General features: G+C 35.0%; 22 protein-coding genes. 9 read left to right on the top strand and 13 right to left on the bottom strand.

What is annotated here, in order from left to right:
- The first annotated feature begins 106 nt into the window (after positions 1-106).
- Positions 107-751, top strand: a complete 645-nt coding sequence (locus BUB95_RS01825) for an N-acetylmuramoyl-L-alanine amidase family protein (protein ID WP_073082258.1) — start codon at positions 107-109, stop codon at positions 749-751.
- A gap of 87 nt (positions 752-838) precedes the next feature.
- On the opposite strand, the gene BUB95_RS01820 is transcribed toward BUB95_RS01825, so the two are convergent.
- Together BUB95_RS01820 and BUB95_RS01815 are read right to left on the bottom strand one after the other, a co-directional pair.
- Positions 839-1,570, bottom strand: coding sequence for a hypothetical protein (locus BUB95_RS01820; protein ID WP_073082256.1), 732 nt, complete (start codon positions 1,568-1,570; stop codon positions 839-841).
- Positions 1,557-2,225: a sigma-70 RNA polymerase sigma factor region 4 domain-containing protein gene (locus BUB95_RS01815; protein WP_073082254.1), complete on the bottom strand. Its 669-nt coding sequence runs from the start codon at positions 2,223-2,225 to the stop codon at positions 1,557-1,559. The genes BUB95_RS01820 and BUB95_RS01815 overlap by 14 nt, the downstream gene beginning before the upstream one ends.
- Positions 2,226-2,331: 106 nt before the next feature.
- Between BUB95_RS01815 and BUB95_RS14315 the strand changes: the two genes are divergently transcribed.
- The 4 genes from BUB95_RS14315 to BUB95_RS01800 are packed head-to-tail and all read left to right on the top strand — an operon-like array spanning position 2,332 to position 5,388.
- Complete coding sequence (locus BUB95_RS14315; RefSeq protein ID WP_170257975.1) at positions 2,332-2,508, top strand: hypothetical protein; 177 nt, start codon at positions 2,332-2,334, stop codon at positions 2,506-2,508.
- Between the two features lie 11 nt (positions 2,509-2,519).
- Positions 2,520-2,936 (top strand): lecithin retinol acyltransferase family protein, encoded by a 417-nt coding sequence (locus tag BUB95_RS01810; protein WP_073082251.1) that lies wholly within the window; start codon positions 2,520-2,522, stop codon positions 2,934-2,936.
- Complete coding sequence (locus tag BUB95_RS01805) at positions 2,929-3,756, top strand: SMODS-associated NUDIX domain-containing protein (protein WP_073082248.1); 828 nt, start codon at positions 2,929-2,931, stop codon at positions 3,754-3,756. Before BUB95_RS01810 ends, BUB95_RS01805 begins: the two co-directional genes overlap by 8 nt.
- Entirely contained in the window at positions 3,757-5,388 is a 1,632-nt protein-coding gene (locus BUB95_RS01800) for a nucleotidyltransferase domain-containing protein (RefSeq protein WP_073082246.1), read from the top strand. It begins immediately after the preceding gene.
- Positions 5,389-5,480: 92 nt separating this feature from the next.
- Here BUB95_RS01800 and BUB95_RS01795 read toward each other — a convergent pair whose 3' ends face one another.
- The 11 genes from BUB95_RS01795 to BUB95_RS01745 all read right to left on the bottom strand — a co-directional run bounded on the left by BUB95_RS01795 (position 5,481) and on the right by BUB95_RS01745 (position 16,055).
- Positions 5,481-6,596 (bottom strand): exonuclease/endonuclease/phosphatase family protein, encoded by a 1,116-nt coding sequence (locus BUB95_RS01795; protein WP_143185551.1) that lies wholly within the window; start codon positions 6,594-6,596, stop codon positions 5,481-5,483.
- Positions 6,597-6,598: 2 nt separating this feature from the next.
- Positions 6,599-7,255 carry an ATPase gene (locus BUB95_RS01790; RefSeq protein ID WP_073082240.1) on the bottom strand — a complete coding sequence of 219 codons (657 nt, stop codon included), beginning with the start codon at positions 7,253-7,255 and terminating at the stop codon, positions 6,599-6,601.
- The gene (locus BUB95_RS01785) at positions 7,239-7,886 is read right to left on the bottom strand and encodes a hypothetical protein (RefSeq protein ID WP_073082237.1); all 648 of its coding nucleotides are present in this window, start codon (positions 7,884-7,886) and stop codon (positions 7,239-7,241) included. The genes BUB95_RS01790 and BUB95_RS01785 overlap by 17 nt, the downstream gene beginning before the upstream one ends.
- A 6-nt stretch (positions 7,887-7,892) precedes the next feature.
- Positions 7,893-8,174 (bottom strand): helix-turn-helix domain-containing protein, encoded by a 282-nt coding sequence (locus tag BUB95_RS01780; protein ID WP_073082235.1) that lies wholly within the window; start codon positions 8,172-8,174, stop codon positions 7,893-7,895.
- Between the two features lie 259 nt (positions 8,175-8,433).
- Entirely contained in the window at positions 8,434-9,261 is an 828-nt protein-coding gene (locus tag BUB95_RS01775) for an RteC domain-containing protein (protein WP_073085007.1), read from the bottom strand.
- 238 nt (positions 9,262-9,499) lie between these two features.
- Positions 9,500-10,411, bottom strand: a complete 912-nt coding sequence (locus tag BUB95_RS01770) for a response regulator transcription factor (protein ID WP_073082232.1) — start codon at positions 10,409-10,411, stop codon at positions 9,500-9,502.
- The gene (locus tag BUB95_RS01765) at positions 10,411-10,905 is read right to left on the bottom strand and encodes an asparaginase domain-containing protein (protein ID WP_073082229.1); all 495 of its coding nucleotides are present in this window, start codon (positions 10,903-10,905) and stop codon (positions 10,411-10,413) included. The genes BUB95_RS01770 and BUB95_RS01765 overlap by 1 nt, the downstream gene beginning before the upstream one ends.
- A 66-nt stretch (positions 10,906-10,971) precedes the next feature.
- Entirely contained in the window at positions 10,972-12,303 is a 1,332-nt protein-coding gene (locus BUB95_RS01760) for a tyrosine-type recombinase/integrase (protein WP_083573292.1), read from the bottom strand.
- A 258-nt stretch (positions 12,304-12,561) separates the two neighbouring features.
- Positions 12,562-13,287: a DNA/RNA non-specific endonuclease gene (locus tag BUB95_RS01755; RefSeq protein WP_073082227.1), complete on the bottom strand. Its 726-nt coding sequence runs from the start codon at positions 13,285-13,287 to the stop codon at positions 12,562-12,564.
- A gap of 82 nt (positions 13,288-13,369) precedes the next feature.
- A complete protein-coding gene (locus BUB95_RS01750) occupies positions 13,370-14,713 on the bottom strand; it encodes a sensor histidine kinase (protein ID WP_073082224.1) in 1,344 nt (447 codons plus the stop codon).
- Entirely contained in the window at positions 14,703-16,055 is a 1,353-nt protein-coding gene (locus tag BUB95_RS01745; RefSeq protein ID WP_073082221.1) for a sigma-54-dependent transcriptional regulator, read from the bottom strand. Before BUB95_RS01745 ends, BUB95_RS01750 begins: the two co-directional genes overlap by 11 nt.
- Before the next feature lie 284 nt (positions 16,056-16,339).
- Here BUB95_RS01745 and BUB95_RS01740 point away from each other — a divergent pair, with 284 nt between their 5' ends.
- The 4 genes from BUB95_RS01740 to BUB95_RS01725 all read left to right on the top strand — a co-directional run bounded on the left by BUB95_RS01740 (position 16,340) and on the right by BUB95_RS01725 (position 23,346).
- Entirely contained in the window at positions 16,340-17,590 is a 1,251-nt protein-coding gene (locus BUB95_RS01740) for an efflux RND transporter periplasmic adaptor subunit (RefSeq protein ID WP_073082218.1), read from the top strand.
- A gap of 78 nt (positions 17,591-17,668) precedes the next feature.
- Positions 17,669-18,346: an ABC transporter ATP-binding protein gene (locus BUB95_RS01735; protein ID WP_073082207.1), complete on the top strand. Its 678-nt coding sequence runs from the start codon at positions 17,669-17,671 to the stop codon at positions 18,344-18,346.
- A gap of 132 nt (positions 18,347-18,478) precedes the next feature.
- On the top strand, positions 18,479-20,878 hold the full coding sequence (locus BUB95_RS01730) for an ABC transporter permease (RefSeq protein ID WP_073082204.1): 2,400 nt from the start codon (positions 18,479-18,481) through the stop codon (positions 20,876-20,878).
- Positions 20,879-20,925: 47 nt separating this feature from the next.
- Positions 20,926-23,346, top strand: a complete 2,421-nt coding sequence (locus BUB95_RS01725; protein ID WP_073082201.1) for an ABC transporter permease — start codon at positions 20,926-20,928, stop codon at positions 23,344-23,346.
- Positions 23,347-23,367 lie beyond the last annotated feature (21 nt).

The following is a 23,367-nucleotide window of genomic DNA, read 5'->3' as shown; positions in this document are numbered from 1 at the left end:
TATGTAGAAAATCCCCTAAAATTTAACGTAGCGCGCTGTTAAATTTTGGAAGATTCCTATGGAAAGAATGAAATCATTGCATTTTGTGTAAAACAGAATTTAAAAAATGAGAGTTCATCTGCTTGCCATATTAAGTCTAATTACTTGTCTGCTGGTTACGCCAATCCATAGCCAAAGATTATCCAGAAAACCAATAGTGCTTATTGACCCTGGACACGGTGGAACAGATTATGGAGCCGTTAGCGGTAATGGTATTAAGGAAAAGGATATAGTGCTGCATATTGCTTTGAAGATTCAGCAATTTAATACACTCTTTTTTGAGAATAGCTTTGAAATATATCTTACCAGATATAGAGATACCTTGATAGCTCTAGGCAATAGAAGCAAGTTAGCCCAGGTTTTAAAACCAGACGTCTTTATATCCCTGCATTGCAATCAAGCGAATAACGCTTTCGCGAAAGGGATGGAAGTTTATGTCTTCGAGGAGGAGAGCATTTACAAAAGGAGTTCGACGTTTATAGCTTATCAAATCCAAGCAGAAGCCAAAGTGAAATTAGGTTTTAAAACAAGAGGTATCAAGCAAGCCAATTTTCAGGTGTTGCGAGAGACACATTCGGTTTGTCCTGCTGTTCTTGTAGAACTAGGGTTTTTGTCCGCTATGGATGAAGCGAATTATTTAGAACAGAGTGATAAGCAGGATACACTGGCATTGGTGGTCCTAGAATCGCTTATTAAATGTTTTGAGTTATGAAGGAACTCTATATAGAAGTTGTTCTGTGTTTGAAGGAGATAATCCTTTCTATTTTGAATTTTATTCTGTCTTTATCTAAACAATAAGCTACTGTTGATTGGGGTGAAAACCATCATTTTTCATAAAAGCGATAGTTTGCAGAATTTCATCTTTATTAAATTTTGATTTATCAGGATGCCACTGGTAAAATTTATAAACTAAAATCTCATCAGTAAGTAGTTGCTTTTCATCAATAACTTCTTTCCAGCAAGCAAAAATGGTGGCAATCAATTCTATGGCTCTAGTTTTAGTCTTTCGAAACTTAGTAATTATAAAGTCTATTTCAGAGAGTTGTTGATTGAAATAGCGTTCATACCATTCTTTATGACCACCACAGTTCTCTAAAGGTTGATATTTTTCATATTCTCTTGGATTATATGAGAACCATTTATTTTCCTTGAACTTTTTATCAATTGAGCGCATTAAGCGGTTATCGTAAGGTCCCATAGCTTGTTTCAAGAAGTTGGCGTGGATATCAATTCTTGCGGAATTTTGACACAAATAAAGAAGCTTCTGAAGCTTTAAATGTCCGAGCGTATTTTCTTGGTACAACTGATATACAATTTCTGCAGCAAGTACTGTCCTCTTGTGATAATCAATATTTGTTGCTTTTTTTTTAGGTCTTAAATCTTCTAAAATCTTGTATGAATCTATTTTCTCAGGATTTGATTCTGTTTTACAAGACTTGAATGTATCGTCAAAAGCTTTTATTTCATCTGGACTTTGGGGAAGGCCAAAACCCAATGAAATCAATATTTCATTAATCTTAGTCTCTTCCATTGTAAAACTCTTTTGTTACTTCCATCGCAGAAGTATAATTCTTTATTTTATCTAATGCTTCCTTTTTCAAGCCACGAATCGTAGGCTGTTTGACACCACCTAGATGTTCTCGAAGTTTTTTAAGTAGTTTATTTGGTAGATTAAAACCGTCTATTTCGTATTGCTTGTATGTTAGATAAACCGCTCTTTGGGAAGGCGTAAGTGAATGTATCGCCTTAATTAGAATTTGTTGCTCTAGATTCATTTCCATACCATCAACGTCAGGAATGTCGGTAACAATTTCTTCGGAACCATCATAAGGGTAATTAAGTTTTCTCTGTTGTTGTCTGTAATAGTTAGTGAGTTCTATTTTTACTATACCCACTAAATAACCCACAAATAAGTAATCTACATCTGCTTCATCTTCAGGGTTAATTTCGAACTTTCCTTTTTCTGCATAAGACTTAAAAGTTGCGGTAGCAACTTGTTCGGCAACATTGATGTCGTGACCAAATCTTTTACATCTAATCTCACATTTTTTTAAAATATCATCTTTAAATCTGTGGGTCAGCGCGTGAAAGGCATTTTCTCTTAAGGATAGGGGGTTGCTCTTATCCTGATAAATCTCGGTAAGTCGTAAAGTGTGTTCATCTTTTAGTTTTTTCCAATCAGACATTGGTTGGTTTCATTAATGGTACGAAAAAGCGTTGGGGATGGTTTTGCGTACTAAGGTTGGCGTAACACGCAAAAACAAAACTAAGCATATTTTTTAACATTTTATTATGGCAACAAATGGAAAAAGCGGAGACAACCGCAGGCACGGAGCAGTTAAGAAAAGGTCTCAAGTAAAAAACCCTAAAACTGGGATTTGGACCAAGCGTGATTCAGAAACCGGTAAGTTTATGGATGGAAAGACATCAAGTAAAAAACCATTTAAAGGAGTAAGAAAGGAAAAGTAATACACAGTAATATGAAAAAGTACTTACAATTGATTAACCAATTAGACCCTGTCGATGTAATAGTGGCTAAAAAGAGAAACGGTCTAGGAGGAATACTGGACCATTATGTAGTTTATTTAGGTAATGGGGTTTTTATAGGCAATCTTAAAGGCGCGGTTAAGATTATCCCACAGAATGAACTTATGGAACTACTGCAAGAGTACGAACCTGTGAGAATCCGAAAGTTTAGAGGGGGGCATTTTGACATTCAGAATGCAATTAAGAGGGCGTATCAAAAGCTAGGTCAGCGTTATAGCTTATTTAGCTTCAATTGTGAGCATTTTGCAAATTGGGTACAATACGGCAAAGAAAAGAGTAGTCAAGTAAACACAGGTTTGATGTTGCTTGGAAGCGTAATCTTTTTAAGACTTATATCGAGCGATGAGTAAAGTACTAACACGCTTTTTGTTTTACTTAATCGGATTTCTTATAGCAATTAGCTATTTGGCATATCGTTACCTGTATTTAAAGGGTGTAAACGATTTTCACAAAGAAATTTTGGTAACGGCAGCCTTTGCGGTTGTAATCGGATGCTTTACAGGTATTATAGAAATCGTCAAGGCACAAGGGAAATACTTTTGGATTGCCTTAAAGTGTTTCCTTTTAATTCCAAACAAAAAGGTATATGTATCTCTAAGTTACCTGCTCAGAATAAAAATACCTGGTGATGAAAAGTATTTTTTGGTCAAGGGTGCTAAGATTAATCAATATCAGCCAGTTGGAGGGGTTTATAAATTGGTTGGCAATAAGGATTTATACAAGGACTGGAAGGCAGCCCCTAAGGCAGATGGAAAGAACCCTAGAGACCTACGGTTTTTTGTTAGCGCAAAATTCATCCCAAAAATTATCAGCTGGTTCTATTCTCGAAAGGACAGAGAAAATGGGGTATGGCGAGAATTTTCAGAAGAATTGGTTGAAACTCAAATTTTAAGTGCTACTAATTTCAAATCCATTAGGGCGGAATATCTCGGGACAGAGGAAAATGTTTTATGCAAACAAACACGTTTTAAGGATGAGCAGTACCATACTTTGATTTACGATATTTTCCAGATTGAGCTAAATACAAAGCAGTTAAAAGAATTTAAAAAACTATTAAAAAGCAGCTCATTTAATGAGAAATATGCTTTCGTTACTGAGGATGATATAAAAAAAGAATGCTTTGACGAACATAAAACAAGAATAGGACAACACTCTAAATACATATTGTAAATGAATTTTCAAGATTACTTATATAGAAATGGTTTTCAGCGTGAGGACTTATTGGCAAGACTTGCTGAGTCGCTGGAGCTTGACGAAACAAGGTCAAATAAGATGGAGACTGCTTACAATGCCATCTATGATGTTCTAAAGGCGGACCCAGTATTTTTCTCTAAGGTTGATTTTATAGTCTATCCACAGGGTTCAAAAGCTATAGGAACAACCACAAAGCCAATAGGAAAGGATGAATTTGATTTAGATATTGTGGTTCAAATTAAGGATTCATACAGGAACTATACTTCGTCGGAGATTTACAATCACCTCATACGTGTCTTCACTAGCAATGAGGTTTATAGGCCAAAACTTCTAAAAAAGAACAGGTGCGCAAGAATAAATTACGCCGGGGATTTTCATTTAGACATCTTACCTGGTTGTATAATCATCCCATTCGAAGATAAAATTATGGTACCCGACCGTGAACTAGCAACTTGGACTTCTTCCTTTCCCAAAGGGTATGCTAAATGGTTTACTGATAAAGCTGAAGGTATTCGTGAACCAGTTTTGTTACGAAAAGCATTCAGTGATTATGTTACTCTATCAGAAGCCAAAGCAGAACAAGAGGACCTTCCAGATGAGAATATTTATGAAAAAGAACCACTAAAACGTTCAGTACAGCTTACTAAACGATACAGAGATATTTTCTTTGAAAAAAAACCAAAGCATAAAACATCAAGTATCGTATTGACTACAATTTTTGGAGAATTATATCAAGGTGAAGCATCAATTTATGAAACAATTGATAATACGCTAAATAGGATATTAGAACGCTACACTAGCTATGAAAAGCTTTATGAAAGTAGTGGAGTTTACAAAAGAATTAAGGTTCTGAATCCAGTAAATGAAGATGAGGATTTTACTGAAAAGTGGGATAAGGATAAAGAATTCTACACTCAATTCATCAGTTTTGTTAGGAGCTATAAAGAAAAATGGGAGCAGTTAAAAAATGGGAACTTTAGTGTTGCGGAAGACTTGTTTGGCAGTACTAGAACTAAAACCATTTTAAAGTCTCAAATAGAAAACTTATCTAGAAATGGTAAAAATGAATTAGAAAAAGCAGGTCTTGCTATACTATCTGGTAAAAGTTATGTTAACGACCGAGGAAGAATTTCTAGAGATTCAGGCTACCCTAGCAAACCGAATAGAAACTACGGTGGTGTAGAATTAAATTTGAATTCGGGTAAAAAGGATATACAGAAGAATTATATTGCGGCACATATCCAAAAAGACTATTTAGATAAACACTTTCCTTGGCTTAAAACTGTCATCACCGATGGAAAATTGTTGGGAAAAGGAAAAATCAGACCCAATGGATGCAAAAAAGAATATGAGATTCTTGTCGAGTATAATATCAATAGGAAAGGGCGAAAAGAAAGGGTTTATGTGCTAAATGATAGTCAAATCAAGTTTGGCAAAACACCACATCTATATCCTGGAAATAGTTTGTGCCTTTACTATCCCAAAGATTTATCACCACATTTGGACTTGAATTTTGTGGATGTTATACCTTGGATATCCGAGTGGCTTGTGATGTATGAACTTTGGAAAAAATATGGTGTGTGGTTAGCAGATGAAGTCAAGCACTAGATTATCCATTAGCTTCCTCTTATCCCTAGAATCTTTATCAAAAGCAATCAAATAGCGGCATAATAGAACAGAGTATTTATATATTTTTCATTTCAAATTTCCATCCTCCCCCAAACCACAGGATGCTCGCTTGCTGCTAGGGTTTTGTTGGTAATGCTTTTATAGATAGTCCATTGTGGACGTTTTACTGGCCAAACCGCTTTGCGGTTGAGACCACTATCCGTCATCTTTTTGTAAAGTGCTGGGGACAGTAACATATAGTCTTTTTGCTTTATGTTTACGCCTAATCGATACGCCCCTAATCTAAAGTATGTGGCATCATCTCCTTCGTCTATATCCACCTCAAAGGAGAGGTGTTTTGTAATGTCTTTTACATCGGTTTGTTGTACTAATGGTGATAATGAATCGCAATAGGATGGGGCATTAAATGTTCCCGTGATGATGACATTTTCCTTTCCTTCGGTAGTCAACTTTTCATAAATACTAGCAATGTTCTTGACTTGGCTTTTTCTAATCACATCAGCAGTTTTTAAATCCACATCTTGCTTGGCTAAATAAATGCCTAAAACCCAAATTTTTTGAGAAGTGGGTGTGGTGATTTCAAACTCTAAAAGATGTTGAAAGGCATCGCTGTAACCACCAATCAGATATGTTTTTACACTTTGGAGGAGATAGCCGTCTCTCAATAGAATTGCCGTTTCCAATCCTTTCATATCATTGCTTTGTATAACAAAAGATTGGGTATAAGGCTTGCATTTTAGCTCGGGTAGGATTATCTGATTAAACTCTTCAAGAGAGGAGCGGTCTTCCACTTCGTGTAGTAATAAGATATCGGCATTTACATCTGCAATGACCTGGGCTTTATGTTTAGTTGCTAATGGTTTTATAGGTAGGGTTTGTAGAGTAATCCAACCGTTCCAATTCGTGAGTTCGCTGGCTTTGGTTTCCACGGAGTGGTGTATGCCTTTCATATAAAGCAATCCTGCTTTTCTGCGCATTACAGCATAGGGTCTTTGGCTTGTCTTTTCAAACCCAATCAAGAAAGATAATTCTCGTATACGGTCTTGCTCTGGCACATTGGTCTTTGGCTTTCGCATAAGCGTATCAAGCTCGGTTATCCAATCGCTCATTGATTTACTTATGGATTGCTTCATAAGGCTCTTATCTCTATGGAAAAGGTTCTGAATATTGTACGTGGCTATTTTCATAATTACTTTCTTTTGTCATTGGCATTTTTGTGAAATGCAATAAGGTTAAACAATTGGCGCATACGGCTCCGCACTCGATTTCCATAGAGGTCTTCCAGTTCTTGCGCATTAAGGTTTGTAGTGGCGTGGGTTTTTATTTTGTTTGAGATAAATAGCTCGTAGCGTGAGAGAATGACTTCGCCCATCACATTACAATCTTTACCGTAATGCCTGCCTATGGGTTCTACACCCAAATCGTCAAAACAGAAAAATGAGCCATTACCGTAATCTTCAATCGTCTTGTAACCAAGGTGGTTAAAGGCAAAGACAATGTTTCGTGATGGAATAAGGCTATAGGGTCGTTGGTGTGGCACTAGATGCTTAAGAAGTTGCATTAGGCTCGTTTTACCGCAGCCCACTGGACCAGAAAGTAAAATACCCTTATCAAGGTCTATTTCGTTTTCTTCACAGGCCTTTTGGTCCCTTACGAAATAGTTACAAAGCTTCAGGATGATATCACGGTCATCATCATAAATTTTAAAGTGCTTGCCGAATAGGAGCTTCCCTTTAGAATCGAGATAGACGAGAATTTTCTGGAAGTCGTACTCTACACTTTTTCCATCAAATGTCCCTAGCGAATATTCCACGCCACCTTCAATTATTTTAGAGGGGTTGACCATAGTCTTTTGTTTTAGTAGTTCTTAAGTTGTCCTTGTTTTGAGACAGTTCTTTTTCGTTTTCAATGGCATCGGCTTTTATTATCCAATTGCCAGCCGAGGCTCGCCAATCCACAATTTCTACTTTACCACCAATTTTCCAGCCTATGGCTTGGTAGTGGTTGTAAAATTTTAATGCTTCTGTAGCCGACCATTCTTTGGATTTAAAAAAATCAATGACTTCCATTTCATTTTTAGGTAGCTTAGTTTGTTTACTGTTTTCTATAGTTTGATTATTGTTTGTATTAGATACCTGTGCTTGTTCATCACTTGTTTCATAGTGGTGCACAGCTAGTTCAGAGGTTGTATCAAAAATGAGCATCTTGACCTGACTACCTTTAAATGGGTTGTGCGAGGGCAAGTATTTTATGTACTCCCAAGTGTCTAATTGCTGTAAGCATCGATGGTATGTAGCCTTTGAGCCAATTTTTGAAAGCTGCATCACTTCCTGACGATTGATATAGAAACAGTCTGTAAAACGGCTGATATTCCAGAATTGAAATAGCGCCACATATAGACTGATGTGCGTAGGGTTGAGCCTTGAATCCTGTATGAATTTCTGGAAAGCGGCGTTGAGATGTTTTATGTAATTCATACATTCTTATTCGATTTTATGTTGAACACGATTTGCAGTCATTACCTTTTGGATTTCATCGGCTTCGTAGTAGATGATGCCACCCATTTTTGTGTAAGGCAGTGTGCCGTTGATGCGGAGATTTTGAAGCGTACCCGGACTAATCTGGAGCAAGTCCATCACTTCTGAAGATTTCAGATATTTTTTGAGTCCGCTATTGGAATGCTTCTGGAGTAGCTTCTTTATTTCATTGAGCAAATCCATTTTAAAATCAATGAGGTCGTCGGTGGTAATGATACTTGTTGGCATAATCGAACGTGTTTGGCAATCTCCAAATAGCACTTAGAGCTACTTGATGCGTTTTGCATATTGTTCGACAAAATTGAGGGTGTTTGACAAGATTTGTTCACCAGTAGCACCCGACTACGGTAAAAATTTAACATCTTGAAATTTGCTGTGATTTAATTGAATTTGAGAGGGAAGAGTACGCTTTCGCGAAAGTGGAATCCTAAAAATTGATAGAAAATCTAAAAAGCAGGAGGTCTGCCCGAGTCGGGTTAAAACATAGCTATTCTTCAGAGTTGTTCATCTGCGTGATAAGACCAGCAGATAGGTCGTCTAGGAACTTGGTACGGCTGATTTTTCGGGATTTAATTTCGGAGTATATTTTGTAGAAATCACCTAAGTCAAATTGTATGACTTTTTGAAGGGAGGCAACTATCTCCTTAATTTCTACATTGCCGTTATTGATAACCCGGTTACAATGCAAAGCGTAAATAAGTTCGGTAAGACCTGTTTTAGAAGCTGTCCACTTCAAGGGCTTGTGTGTACTATATCCATTTAAGCTATTTTGTTCTGGTTGAGCTAGTCTTTTCTGAAGATATGTAATAAGCTTTTTGTTAGCGCTTACCTTTCCAAGTAGCATATCCCGAGAAGTCGAAAATTCTGGGTCTTGAAAATAAAAATCTGACGAAGTAATATGATAGAAGTCTATAAAATTTCTCGTGTAAAATTGTAAGTCAAAATGCGTTAGACCATTATCTACATACTGAACAAAGTCCAGGTTATGAGTAAAAAAACGATTCAATTTTCTCATTTTTGCACCTACAAATTTCTCTTGAGTTTTGTGATTCACTTTAGGGAATTGAAGCTCAAATGAGCGGATTTCGGAATAGTAAATTAAGGGCGTTAAAGGTATTTGTTTAGTATTCTTGAAGAAATAGATTTCGTCATCTGTTTCTTTAAAGTCATTTTTCTGAACGTGCTTCTTGAATGTGTTGAGAATATTCCTAGAGCGTATGATGATTTTATTGGCACAATCGAGAATACTAGCGCTACTTTGCTCTATGTTAGAAACGTCAGTTTTATAACTGTCTATTATTTGTTCGAAATCCAAAACCATCCTATCAATCAGTATAGCCAACTGGACTGGAGGTCAATTTAGAAGTTCGTTAAAAGTCGCGTCAATTCAAATCCAAAATCACAGTAGGTTAGGAATATCCAATTCCTCTTTTTTTTAGCAAATCAATATCCATATTGAATATTGATACATAAATGTAAACTATTGAGAATAAATTAACAGGAAAACACAGCGTATTTATATACGGATTCAGATTTAATAAGCCTTAGCGGTTTTATTTTGAATCAAATCTCTTGGTGAATTGCGTTCTATTTTTCACTCCTGTTTTCTTAAATATGTTTGAAGCGTGTTTTGATACGGTACTTTCAGCAATATATAAGTCTTCGGCAATTCGTTTATAACTTAGCTTGCTTAATATGGAAACAGCAATTTCAATCTCCCGACGCGTAAGATTACCATTGATAACTTCTGATTCGTTTATAGCTTCGGTTCTACCTTTATTGAAAAGAAATACCTCATATAATTTGTTCTTGTTCTCAAGAAAAAATAAATGTCTATCTACTTCAATAACACTTATGGCATAAAAAGCAATATTCATAATTGTAAATGTTATCCATTGATAGTCTCCTATAACCGTGCAAATGGGTAATAAAGCAATAGCAGTAACACTTATAATTGAAAGTTTATTTCTTCTTACTATGAATGAATTAGGATTTTTGGGATGAGAAATTCGTTTGTAAAAGATACCAAGAAAGATAAATGCCACTATCGATATCGGAACAGTGTAAAGTAATCGTGCTGTATTCAAAGACGTTGTAAAGAAGTAGGGTATGAGATAAAGGATAATAAAACCCCCAAATGCAACAATAGCCAAATTCCTGATAGATGAGCGAAATGCAAGTACTACAAAATCATATTCTTTGTATAAATAGTAAACAATATAAACACATAAGGTAATGGCAACACCGTACGTAATGATGTATTGAATGATTAATGGGCCAGGGAAGCTCTCCGTGGGTAAAAATCCTCCTGAGGCATTATAGGCAATAAATAATAACCCAAGGTATAAGAATCTTTTGAGGCTATTACGATTTAGCTTTCGAGATTGGTAGAATGCAAACAATACAATGACCGTATCTATTAAAAGATAGAAGAACGTTGTCCAATGTATTTCTGTACCAAACATTATTCATCATCATTACGCTCAAATGTGTTAGTTTCTAAATTTTTTGTAACGTTTTTCCAGTGAAATACCTGGCCATTCATTGCGATAAAAACATCGGGTTTTAGAAATTGTAATGAGCTTATTGCATAACCTAAATTAAATGGAGCATCAGTATTAGCTAATGTTCCTAATATAAACGAACCTACAAGTACTATCGTTTTGCCAAGTTGCATTTGCCCGAGAAAACGGGCAGTATGCTCCATAGTGAATGTACCGTGGGTGATTAGTATTTTTTGAGAATCTGAGGCCTCAATTTTATCGAGAAGTAATTTTCTATCTGCATCATTTATATGCCTACTATCTTTTTGGAAAACATTCTCGATAGTATAGTCGATTGAAATGTTAGATGCTTTCAGAAAACTATCAATAGTGGTTATAGGTTGGCTTTTCGAATTTTTATCATCTACATAATCCAATCCTTCAATAGTTCCGCCTGTGGTGAAAATATGTATCATAAGGATGTATTAAGTATCTCAATATCAGTTATTAATATTGTTGAAATTCACTTTAAAGTTACGGAATTAAAAATTTATCACACGCTCCAAAGCCTCGTCTGTCTCCTTGTGGATGAAATTTGCCTGGTAATTCAAGGTAGTTTTCAAATCGCTATGTCTATACAATTTTTGTAGCATCTGTGGATGAATTCTATCACCTGCAATATTACCAAAAGTATGTCTCGCAATATGATTAGATAAGTTCTTGTCGATATCACAGGCAGAAGCGATACGCTTTAAATATTTATTGAAAAGCTTGGTGGCATTTCTGATTTTTCGGAACAAATCTTCTTCATCCTGTGGGTTCACGTCTTTAAGAAAAGGGAATACGTAACCGTTATTTTCATTCTTCTGCGATTTATAACTGTTTATGATTCTTAAGGCTTTATCTGAGATTTTTAAGCTAACGGGCTTTTTGTTTTTATCCATTGTGTACAAAAGCCTACCATCCTTGATTTCAGACCACTTCAATTGCACAGCATCAGATATTCTAATCCCGGCAAAGTAAAATGCTGTGAGCCATATATTTTTGGTATGCCACATACTGGACTGCTTTTCAACTTTAAGAGATTCAATTCGTTCTACTTCAGTTGGAATAAGACCAATTTTGTGACTTGTTCCAATTTTAATTTTTTCATTATCACCTGAAAACGGATAGAAGGTAGCATCAATAATTCCCTCTTTTATAGCACTGTTAAATAGGGTGCGTATAAAAATCAGTTGGTTCGTGACGGTTCTTGGCTTATGCTCAAGATGCGAACTACAAAAGACTTTGTAGTTTTTTATAAATGTATCTGAAATATCTTGAAAGAGAAGTTTCTTATTTTTCTTAAAACTAGCAATAGCATCCTTTATGTGAAGCTCGTTCTTTCTTGCCTTACTAATTCTTTCCTTTCGTCTTTTTTTAATTTCAATGCGTGATTGTTCAATAGTCAAGGAGTCATCTTTAGATAAAAACTCCGAAAGGTTATAAAGGATAGACATTTCAGATTTGGCAACTGAGTACACTTTTTTATTAAACTTGCGTTCAACTCGTTTTGCTGCAAATTCAAAAAATGATTGCGTGCCACCTGGTCCTTTTAGTTTTTCTTTAACTTGCTTGGGAGATAATGTTTTTTTTGAATCGAAATAGATGTCGTTGGTTTCAGTAAGTTTTTTTAGTAAGAAGTTATTAAGCTTTTTGGCATTTGGATGTGTTCTCTTGACTTTTTGAGAAATCTTATCCCAATCTTTTTCAAGCACATATTGTCCTAACCATTTGTAATTGGTTTTATAATTCTCACTAATTCGTATGGCTAAAGGAATAGTGCCGTCCTTTCTCATCATATTCTTACGTAGAACTATCTTTATAATTGCCATTATCCACAAATTTGATGCCTTAAAGATAGTGAATTTAAAAATATTATTAGTACAGAATAAGTACAGAATAATATGATTTTAGATGCTATCATTTAATATCAAAGTATATCTTAAATCTATTAAATAATAATGTTTATAGGGTTTTAGTTGAAATTAACTGTTGTGTGGTTTAAGCTCATAACCCGAAGGTCACTGGTTCGAGTCCAGTTCCCGCTACAACAAGCCAAATACGAAAGTGTTTGGCTTTTTTATTCAGATTTAATGTTTCCACATTTTTCTGATTTTGTTCTTTTCGCGATTCATCTTTGTGCCTACCAAAGTGTCCCAAAGTAGTAGTCCTGATATTTTTTCGACTTTAGAGGTTTCAACCAAAAATGTTTCAAGTGGCTCACTTGTAATTTTGTTTGGTATAATAAAAGACCACATATTTATTGTTCCTGTATTATTTTCGACTAGTACCGATTTAAAAAACGCATGAGGTATCGGTAGAGATACTTTTATGTCTTCGTTATCATCACCAATCATTTCTATCTCTTGATCAAAAAAGAATAACGGCCCTGTTATGACATAAGTCTCAAATACCTTTTTTTGTTCGTCTAGTTTTCTCACTGCTTCCTCTAGTCGTTTCCAAATACCTCTATTGAACATGGGGCGTTGCGGCGCCATATTTGAGAGTAAAAAGGTTTCACTGTTTTGAATATCAACCTCAATCTGGTTGGCACTAGATACCAAATGTCCTCTATCGTAACCCGAATCTTCATAAACATCTAAATCTGCCCTAAAACGCTCTGGGATGCGATAGTCTGGTCTAAAGTTGTTAAGACGACTAACGTCCGTTTTATCAGGATCTATAATTTCTAAAGCCCATTTTGCTTGTCTAAAATAATAGGAGTAACCTATAACATAAAATCGATTAAATAATATCTGGTCTGCTGTTGGTAGACCATACCGGGTTTCTCTTTTAAGGTTAGAAAGATGATTCATGGAGTTGGCTTAAGGTGTTGTTTATCAGAATAATAACTCAATGTAGTTAAAATGTTTGACTTAAGGAAAGTTAGAAGAATAATTAAAACACCAAACTAAATACTGTTCCTTCATCTTCAATACTTTTTACCATGATTCTCCCTTTGTGGAGAAGCATAATTTGTTTGCAAAGACTCAAGCCAATACCACTACCTGTAGTTTTGCTCGTAAAGAATGGCACAAAAATGTTTTCTAAGATATCTTGAGGGATTCCAGAACCATTATCAAATACTTTAATAACAATATCACGGTTAGAATTTTGTGAAGCCTCTACTTTAATTTTGGCATTTTCTTTACCTTTTACAGCATCCACTGCATTAAGTAGTAAATTGATAAGTACTTGTTCTATAAGATGTGTATCTATATCTAATTCTAATTTTGGGCCAGAAATTTTAAAGTCTATATCAATATCTTTAGCCTTTATAGAAGGTTCCATTAGGAGTTGGATATTATTGAATAATTCACTCACTCTAACGCGTTGTAAATTGAGTTGTGTGACTTTACTTAAGCTGCGATAGGTCTTTGCGAATTTTAGTAATCCTTCACTACGATTTTTTATAGTTTTTATACCCGAATTAACATCTTCTAATTCGAGTTGAGATTCTTCGGGTTGCTCCAAAGCTAGCTGTAAATTTTGTTGAAGTGTATCTGCTAAGGACGAAATAGGAGCAATAGAGTTCATGATTTCATGAGTCATAACACTCAATAGTTTTTTCCAAGACTCTGATTCGTTTTTATTTAAAGTATTATCAATATTCTGAATGACAATGAGTTTAAAGGCATCATCGTCAACTTGAAATACCGTATCCGAAATCAATATTTTAATACTTTCATTCTGAAGTGCTATAGAAATTGAATTAGGCTCTCGGTGATAAGTTTCAAAAATAGTATTGAATAAATCTGGCTTTCTGTTTTCTACAAAACGAATGTTCTTAAAAGACGGCACATCCAAAATATCACCAAAAGAATCATTACTCCAAAGGACATCACCAGTCTCTAGATTATAAGCAATAATACCAATATCTACCATTTCTAAAATCTTCTGCAAATACACATATTGTGCTTGATTCTGAGAGTTTATTTCTTTTATAGTTCGATTAATCTCATTAAAGCCAGAGTACAAAAAACGAATATCTTTTGGACCTCTATCTTCCGGAAACCATCTGGAAAAATCACGATACTTTACCGCCTCAAAAAAATCGTCCATAGCCGTAAAGCGGCGTTTTGTAAAAGTGTAAGTGTTTACCAGGAGATAGATTAGACCAATGCCAAGTATAACAGCATAAGTGTTGTTGTCAATCTCTATAGTATAGATTAACCCCAGAATTAAACCTACAATAAGTACAATCCTAAAAAAGAGTCTAAGGATGTATGCTTTATAGTTCATATTTTTCTAATCGTCTATAAAGTGCAGCTCTGGTAATACCTAACTCTTTTGCAGATTTAGAAACATTGCCTTTGTGCTTTTCTAAAACAGTAAGAATGGCGTTTTTTTCAATATCATCAAGGTTGAGGCTTGTTGTTTCAATGCTTTTTGTAGTAGTCGAGCGTTCTATAGAAGAAAAAACTAAATCGTCTGTTTTTAAAACATTACCATCTGTCATGATTACTGCACGCTCCAAAACATATTGAAGTTCTCTTACATTACCAGGGAAATCATGCTTTTTTAATTTTGAAATAAATCCAGTATCAAATGTAAAAGGGTTCTTGTTGTACTTTTCCGCATACATAGAGACAAAGTGTCTAGATAACTCAGTAATATCAGTTCCACGGCGCCTAAGTGGAGGTATAATAATATCTACAGTATTAATTCTGTAAATTAAATCTTTTCTAAACTTACTTTCATCAGCCAATGTTTTTGGTTCTACATTAGTTGCACAAATAAGTCGGATATCTATATCGATAGATTCATTTGAACCTAAAGGAGTTACCTGTCTATTTTGTAATACAGTTAATAATCGTACTTGCTGACCAAGAGTAATATTTCCAATTTCATCTAAGAATAATGTGCCTCCATTTGCAGCTTCAAAACGCCCTTCACGGTCTTCATGGGCATCTGTAAATGCTCCTTTTTTATAACCAAACAATTCACTTTCAAAGAGGGATGAGGTTAAAGCGCCAACATCAACTTTTATAAAAGGTTTATCTTTTCTATTAGAATTCTCGTGTAGTGCTCTTGCTATTAAATCTTTACCGGTGCCATTTTCGCCAAGAATCAAGACATTAGCATCTGTTGGTGCGACCTTTTTAAGTTTTACAAATACATCTTGCATGGCATCGCTTTCACCAATGATTTCAACAGTGTTAGAATTTAAAGTCTTTTGTTTTTTGTTGTTTGATGTCTTTTGGCTTAAGATTGTTTTTATCGTTTCGATAATTTTTTCATTCTTCCAAGGCTTCATTAAAAAGTCTGAAGCCCCTTCTTTTAATCCTCGGATGGCTAGGTCTATATCGGCATAAGCCGTCATTAATATAACTGAAGTGTCAGGTTTTAATTTTTGAATCTTGTTTAGCCAGAAAATACCTTCATTACCTGTATTTACGATAGCTGTAAAATTCATATCCAGAATAATAATATTGTAATGGGTTTTCTCAATTTGAGCAATTATATTATTTGGATTTTTCTCGGTAACTACATTTTTTACTAAAGGCTTTAATAGAAGACGTAATGCTGTAAGTACATCAGCATCATCATCTATAACTAATATCGAAGCGTTTTTTAATACCATTACTTGATAAGCGAGGTTTAATTTTTAAATGCTAGTTTAAAGTTTATCTCTTTATCTAAAAGAATCTTTAAACCAATCCGAAGGGTTATCTCACAATATTACAACTTATGCGCTGCTTAAAAAAATAAAATTTTCAGTGCAGCAAGAGTGTACACTATCGGACATAAAGTGTATCAAAAACGAACACTTTTAATTTTAAATAAAAAATTAATATACTGATTTTTAGATGTTTATGTTTTTGGCATCATCTTCACTATATCTATAGCGTAATTAAAAATCAAAAAATGGACGTACCAATCGAAAAAAAAAAGTTCTCAACTCAAAAGCTGCTAACCATTGGTGGAATTTTAGCAATAATTGCTTTAATAGCTTATGTGATTATTCAGACTTCTGGAGGTTCAAAACTCAACGTAGAGAAAGAGCGTATTTCTATTAATACAGTCTCTAAGGCTATTTTTCAGGAGAATATTCCAGTCAACGGAATTGTATTGCCAATTACAACGATTTATTTAGATGCTCTTGAAGGTGGCCGTGTAGAAGAGAAGTTTGTTGAAGATGGCGCTATGATGAAAAAAGGCGAGCCCATCTTAAGGTTGTCTAATACAGATTTAGAACTGAGCTTAATTAATCAAGAGACTTCAGTATATAATCTTTTAACGCAAATGCAGATTTCTCAGAATGCAGCAAGACAGAATACTATTAATAGACAAAACCAATTTACAGATGTAGAAAATAGCCTTATTGAAGCTGAGCGTGTTTATAACCTTAATCAGCGTTTGTATGATAAAGGCGCTATTGGTCGTCAAGATTATGAGTCTTCTAAAAATAATTTCGACTACCAGAAAGAGCGAATGAAATTAGCTCAACAAGTACTTTCTGAAGATTCTATCTCATCAAAATTAGAAATTAATCAAGCCAAAAGCTCTTACTCAAGAACACAAAGTGCTTTAGAATTAATGCGTAAGAAAGTTGGAGATTTAGTTGTGCGTGCTCCAATAGATGGTCAGTTAACATCTTTGGATGCTGAAATTGGCCAATCGATTAATAAAGGTACACGACTAGGACAAGTCGATGTGACTACGGGTTACAAAGTAAGAGTTGATATCGACCAACACTATATTTCTAGAATCTACACAGGGCAAACAGGAACGTTTTCATTAAACGGTAAAACCTATACACTAACAATTAAAAAAGTGTTTACTCAAGTAAATGCTGGGCGTTTTCAAGTAGATATGATTTTTGAAGGTGAAACACCAGAAGGCATACGAAGAGGGCAAAACTTACAAATAAGAGTAGCGCTAAGTGCCGAAAAAGAAGCACTTCTTGTCTCCAAAGGTGGTTTCTTTCAAAAAACAGGCGGAAACTGGATTTTTAAAGTCAGTGAAAATGGCGATACTGCATATAAAGTAAATGTGCGTTTAGGTAGTCAAAACACAGAATATTATGAGGTTTTAGATGGGCTAAATCCAGGAGATAAAGTCATTACCTCAAGCTACGATTCCTTTGGAGATGTAGATGAGCTTATTTTAAAATAATATCAAGCTGACTCAATATAACAAGAAGTAATAAACAGAAATACTATTATCAATTAACGATTACTAAATACAATTACAATGATACAGATTACGGATTTAGAAAAATTTTATAGAACGGAAGAAGTCCAAACTATTGCATTAAACAAACTATCTTTTGAAGTTAAACAAGGCGAATTTGTTGCTATCATGGGGCCTTCAGGATGTGGAAAATCTACATTACTTAACATCTTAGGATTACTAGATGATCCAGATGGTGGAAGTTTTAAGTTTAATGGCGAAGAAGTCGCGGGTTACAATGAACGTAAACGCTCAGATTTGCGCAAGCATAATGTGGGCTTTGTATTTCAGAGCTTCAACCTGATTGATGAGCTAACCGTTTTTGAAAATGTTGAATTACCATTAATCTACACAGGTGTAAAACCTGCAGAACGCAAAAAGCGTGTTGAAGAGGTTTTAGAAAAGATGCAAATTATGCATCGTCGTAATCATTTCCCACAGCAATTATCTGGTGGTCAACAACAGCGTGTAGCCGTAGCTAGAGCAGTAGTGAATAATCCAAAACTCATCTTAGCCGATGAGCCAACAGGTAACTTAGATAGTACCAATGGTAATGAGGTTATGGACTTACTAATCGATTTAAACGAAGCAGGAACAACAATCATTATGGTAACACATAGTGAACACGATGCAAAGTATAGTCATAGAATCATAAGAATGCTAGATGGTCAGAAAGTGACGGAGAATATTTTAGCATAAATCACCTACATCAATTAACCAAGGTAAAAGCACTTCAGTATAAAAATTCATAAATCAACAATCAATCAACCAACTTGTACTGAAGTGTTACTACCAAATTCATCAAAAAACGAACAGTAATTCTTAGAAAACATGCTTAAAAATTATTTCAAAATAGCGCTAAGAAACCTTTTGAAAAATAAGGTGTATTCCTTTATCAATATTTCAGGTTTGGCCATTGGTATGGCGGCCACGATGCTCATTGGGCTTTGGGTAGCCGATGAGTTAACAGGTAACAGCTATTACAAAAATCGTGATACGATTGCGCAAATCTACCAGCACCAGACCAATAATGGCGAGGTGGGTACCGGACCAGCAATACCAAGACCTCTAGAGTTTGCGTTACGCGATAAGCACGGTGATAATTTTAAGCACATAGTAATGTCGTCTTGGAATCAACCACGCTATTTACAACACGGCGATAAAAACATAAATTTTCAAGGCAATTTTATGCAGGAAGCTGCACCAGAAATGCTAAATCTCGACATTCTTTATGGCGAAAAAAATGGTTTGAAAGAAAAGAATTCCATCATGCTAGCCGAGTCTACAGCAAAGGCTCTTTTCGGTGAAATCAATGTTATTGGAAAAATTGTAAAGGAAAATAATAGTACAGACCTTAAGGTTACTGCAGTTTATAAAGATATTCCAGATAATAATGCATTTTATGATTTAAGATACATCATTCCTTGGAAGTTTTACGTAACACATCAAGAATGGATAGAAAGGTCTAAAGATTATTGGGATAATAATTCTTTTCAGTTGTTCGTGCAAATCAATGATAATACGACGATGGAAGCCGTATCTGAGAAGATTGAAAAAGTAAAACAAATCGGAGACCCTGATATGGTGCAGTACAATGCACGTATGTTTCTACACCCAATGAATCGCTGGCATTTGTATTCGGATTTTGAAAACGGAATTAACGTAGGCGGACGTATTGAAAATGTTTGGTTATTCGGGATTATCGGTTTCTTTATATTACTATTGGCTTGTATCAATTTTGTGAATCTAAGCACTGCGCGTTCAGAAAAGCGCGCTACAGAAGTTGGTATTCGCAAATCTATTGGGTCGCAACGAGGACAGCTTATTTTTCAATTTTTAACAGAGTCGTTTTTGGTAGTGCTTTTTGCTTTTGTTATTGCAATTGGTATTGTACTAATTTGCCTCAATGGGTTTAATAATTTAGCAGACAAAGCCATTGTTTTTCCTTGGACTAATGCTTGGTATTGGTTTGCATCTTTGGTTTTTATTCTTATTACAGCATTACTTTCTGGTAGCTATCCAGCATTGTATTTATCGTCGTTTAATCCAGTTGCTGTGTTAAAAGGTACCTTTAAAGCTGGGCGTTTTTCATCCTTACCGCGTAAGATTTTAGTGGTTAGTCAATTTACCATTTCTGCAGCATTAATTATTGGTACAATGGTGGTTATGAACCAAATTCAATTTTCAAAAGATAGACCAACAGGCTATGATAAAGAAGGCTTAATCCAGATTCCTGTAATGAGTGCTGAATTCATGGGTAAACGCGACGTGATGCGAAATCAATTTTTATCATCTGGAGGTGCTGTTGATTTTACCACAGCAAGTAGCCCGGCAACTAGTGTTTGGTCTAACCGAAGTGGCTATACTTGGGAAGATAAGCAACCTGGGTTTCAAGAAGATTTAGCCTATACAAATGTGCACTACGATTTTGTAAAAACATTTGGTTTAAAATTAATAGAAGGTCGTGATTTTACACGAGAATTTGCTTCAGATTCTAATGCGGTTATTCTTAATAAAACAGCAGTAGAGTATATGAATCTTAAAGACCCAATCGGGAAGTACATTCGCGACTCGGATACTGAAGACCCTAACGAACCTCTAAAGATTGTTGGCGTTGTGGAGGATATGCTCGTGCAATCACCTTACGAACCTGTAAAACAGGCGATGTATGTTTTTGACCAGTATGAAAATGTAGCTTTTTGGAACTTACGTTTGAATCCTACAAAGAGCGTTTCTGAAAATTTGAACTTGATTGAAAATGTATTTAAGAAAAACTTCCCTAACACACCTTGGGATTATCAGTTTGTAGATGAAGAGTACGGCAAAAAATTTAAATCGGAGGAACGTTTAGCAAGTTTGGCTAAGATTTTCACAGCATTGGCCATTTTTATCAGTTGTTTGGGATTATTTGGTTTAGCCTCTTTTGTGGCTGAACAACGCACTAAAGAAATTGGTGTTCGCAAGGTATTGGGTGCATCTATAAGTCAACTGTGGTTATTGTTGTCCAAAGATTTTTTAACGTTGGTGGTCATTTCCTTGGTCGTAGCGTCACCTATCGCATATTATTTAATGAGCCAATGGCTTCAAAAATTTACCTACCGCACCAATGTCGGTTGGAGTGTATTTGCTATAGCTTGTTTAGGGGCATTACTAATTACAATCATAACTGTGAGTTTTCAGGCGATTAAAGCTGCAATAGCAAATCCTGTAAAATCATTGCGAACAGAATAAATGACTATTTGTTTCTAACAATAGCCAAGCTTAAAAAAAGAAAAATTATGATACAAAACAGTCTTAAAATAGCATTCCGAAGTTTTAAAAAAAACGCACTTTTTACAAGCTTCAATTTAGTCAGTCTAGTCACAAGTATTTTGGTGATTTATATAGCTATTGCCTATTTGAATTTTGAAACGAGCTATGATAAATTTCATAAAAACTCGGATTCCATTTATCGTTTGGCGGCAACTTTACGTTCGCAGGATTACAGTATTATTGGATTCCAGAATTGGAATAGTAGTGAAGCCGAAAGTCAGATAAATCAAATCACTAAACTAGCGGATTTATTAGGAGTGAAATCAGCTACACATTTTATAACGACTACAGATTTAGAGTATGTACGCTTCAATGAAAAGGAGATTAAAGTAAAAGATTTACTGTATACCAACACCCCTAAATCCTTTACAGAGTTGTTCACATGGGATATTAAGTACGGAAGTTTTACGGATTTTTATAACAATCAAAATTCGGTCATATTAACTGAAAGTGTTGCTAATCTTCTATTAAAAGAGAAAAACTATGGTGAGTCAATTCAGCAGACTGTAAATATTGGAGGAGAAAATTATGCTATTGCCGCAATAATTGAAGACGTTCCTGGAAATTCCCATTTTGATTTTACAGTTGCAATACATACAAAGCGGTTAGACTATTGGGGCAGTCACGTTTATCTCCAAGCTGAAAATGGGGTCAGCCAAAGCACTATTGAAACTCAAATAAATGAAGCCACAGCAGCTATTTTTCCTAATAAGGTTGATAATCCGACCTTTAAGAAGCATTTTTTACAGCCCATTGTGGATATTCATCTCAAATCAAATATTCTTTACGAGTTAAAACCACCAGGTAATATAAATTACGTTTTGTTAATTGGAGGTTTCGCCATATTCATATTGTGTATTTGCATTTTTAACTACTCTAATTTTACGTTTGCCTTAAAATCAAAACAGTCCAAGACTATAGGGATTAAAAAGGTTATTGGCGCCTCGAGAAGTTCGGTAGCGAGACAATTTATTTTTGAGGGTATTCTATTGGCAATAATTGCAGCTGTATTGGCTATCGTCTTATTACCATTTACTATACCAGTTTTTAATGAATTGATGGGTGTGTCGTTAGAATTTAACCTTGCTAACCAATATGGTATTTATATAACAATTCTTCTTTTAGCGACAGTCATAGGTTTAATATCTAGCATTTTACCAGCACTTAAATTATCTGGGATGAATGCTATGAGCTTATTTCAGGATAGACTAAAAGAAAAGAGCTACCAGGAATTTTCGGTGAGAAAATATCTTATTATAAGTCAGTTTGTTATAATAATTGGTATTACAGTTATTTCCTATTTTATTCAAGGACAAGTAGATTTTATTGCGAACAAGGACTTAGGTTTTAACAAAGAGAATATCCTTTACGCAAACACATCGCCCGAGAATCTTGATGTATTTCAACAGAAATTAAAACAAATACCAGAAGTTGAGACCGTAGCTAACGGTTCTTCATTAGCCATTGGAACATATAACCAACTTACCTATAAAATTCAAGGGGAAGAAGCTGTTTTTGATGATGCTAATCAGCTCTATATGGATTATGCAGCACTAAAAGCCTATGGGTTGCAAACGTCTTTATCTGAATCTATTTTAAATGATTCTGAAAATCAGCCAAGACGAACCATCATAAATCGCACGGCTGCCAACCAATTGGCTGAAATAAAAAATATAACACCAGACCAACTTATTGGTTTAACCATTATTACTGAACCTGAGTTTACAGATGAAGAAGGTAATGTTGGCTTTCCATTTACAATAGACGGTATTTTTGAGGATATCAATCTCTTTTCCTTAAAGGAGGAAATTCAACCTTATTTTATAGTAGTTTCCAATAGTGTTCGTATGTATGGAATGAGTATTATAGCGCTGAGACCTAATAGTACTGCTTCTGGTTTGAAAAAAATCCAGAGTGCTTATAATGAATTAAATGAATCATTTCCATTGGAGATTCAATTTCTAGATTCTAACTACAAAGCTTTGCATGCAGAGGATAAAAAGATGGGTAGTCTGGTATTTGTGCTCAATAGTATTGCCATATTTCTGGCCCTTTTAGGCATAATAGGTATCACCTTGTTGCTCATTATTGGTCGAACTAAAGAAATAGGCATACGGAAAGTCTTAGGAGCCTCGGTAACTTCTATTTTAAAAATTTCTGTGAAAGAGTATATAGGTTTTATAGCTATTGCCACCTTAATAGCTTGGCCAATATCAATTTTTGTGGTAAAAAATTGGTTATCAAATTTTGCGTATCGTATAGAAGTTAATCAATTAGCAATAGTAGGAGTCGCTCTATTAATTTTAGTAGGAACAGTAATAGTAGTAGGGTTGGTTTCATTTAAAGCAGCAACAGCAAACCCTGTAAAATCATTACGAACGGAGTAAAATTAATAAAAAATCAATCAA

Origin of the sequence: Winogradskyella jejuensis (assembly GCF_900129745.1) — a bacterium.
GTDB lineage: Bacteria > Bacteroidota > Bacteroidia > Flavobacteriales > Flavobacteriaceae > Winogradskyella > Winogradskyella jejuensis.
The sequence above is the reverse complement of the archived record's forward strand: the minus strand, read 5'-3'. Positions and strand labels throughout refer to the sequence as shown.

Bases quoted from the DNA above. Each gene is read 5' to 3' on its own strand.
- BUB95_RS01825 (WP_073082258.1), top strand. From the start codon at position 107: ATGAGAGTTCATCTGCTTGCCATATTAAGTCTAATTACTTGTCTGCTG.
- BUB95_RS01820 (WP_073082256.1), bottom strand. From the start codon at position 1,570: ATGGAAGAGACTAAGATTAATGAAATATTGATTTCATTGGGTTTTGGC.
- BUB95_RS01815 (WP_073082254.1), bottom strand. From the start codon at position 2,225: ATGTCTGATTGGAAAAAACTAAAAGATGAACACACTTTACGACTTACC.
- BUB95_RS14315 (WP_170257975.1), top strand. From the start codon at position 2,332: ATGGCAACAAATGGAAAAAGCGGAGACAACCGCAGGCACGGAGCAGTT.
- BUB95_RS01810 (WP_073082251.1), top strand. From the start codon at position 2,520: ATGAAAAAGTACTTACAATTGATTAACCAATTAGACCCTGTCGATGTA.
- BUB95_RS01805 (WP_073082248.1), top strand. From the start codon at position 2,929: ATGAGTAAAGTACTAACACGCTTTTTGTTTTACTTAATCGGATTTCTT.
- BUB95_RS01800 (WP_073082246.1), top strand. From the start codon at position 3,757: ATGAATTTTCAAGATTACTTATATAGAAATGGTTTTCAGCGTGAGGAC.
- BUB95_RS01795 (WP_143185551.1), bottom strand. From the start codon at position 6,596: ATGAAAATAGCCACGTACAATATTCAGAACCTTTTCCATAGAGATAAG.
- BUB95_RS01790 (WP_073082240.1), bottom strand. From the start codon at position 7,255: ATGGTCAACCCCTCTAAAATAATTGAAGGTGGCGTGGAATATTCGCTA.
- BUB95_RS01785 (WP_073082237.1), bottom strand. From the start codon at position 7,886: ATGAATTACATAAAACATCTCAACGCCGCTTTCCAGAAATTCATACAG.
- BUB95_RS01780 (WP_073082235.1), bottom strand. From the start codon at position 8,174: ATGCCAACAAGTATCATTACCACCGACGACCTCATTGATTTTAAAATG.
- BUB95_RS01770 (WP_073082232.1), bottom strand. From the start codon at position 10,411: ATGTTTGGTACAGAAATACATTGGACAACGTTCTTCTATCTTTTAATA.
- BUB95_RS01765 (WP_073082229.1), bottom strand. From the start codon at position 10,905: ATGATACATATTTTCACCACAGGCGGAACTATTGAAGGATTGGATTAT.
- BUB95_RS01760 (WP_083573292.1), bottom strand. From the start codon at position 12,303: ATGGCAATTATAAAGATAGTTCTACGTAAGAATATGATGAGAAAGGAC.
- BUB95_RS01755 (WP_073082227.1), bottom strand. From the start codon at position 13,287: ATGAATCATCTTTCTAACCTTAAAAGAGAAACCCGGTATGGTCTACCA.
- BUB95_RS01750 (WP_073082224.1), bottom strand. From the start codon at position 14,713: ATGAACTATAAAGCATACATCCTTAGACTCTTTTTTAGGATTGTACTT.
- BUB95_RS01745 (WP_073082221.1), bottom strand. From the start codon at position 16,055: ATGGTATTAAAAAACGCTTCGATATTAGTTATAGATGATGATGCTGAT.
- BUB95_RS01740 (WP_073082218.1), top strand. From the start codon at position 16,340: ATGGACGTACCAATCGAAAAAAAAAAGTTCTCAACTCAAAAGCTGCTA.
- BUB95_RS01735 (WP_073082207.1), top strand. From the start codon at position 17,669: ATGATACAGATTACGGATTTAGAAAAATTTTATAGAACGGAAGAAGTC.
- BUB95_RS01730 (WP_073082204.1), top strand. From the start codon at position 18,479: ATGCTTAAAAATTATTTCAAAATAGCGCTAAGAAACCTTTTGAAAAAT.
- BUB95_RS01725 (WP_073082201.1), top strand. From the start codon at position 20,926: ATGATACAAAACAGTCTTAAAATAGCATTCCGAAGTTTTAAAAAAAAC.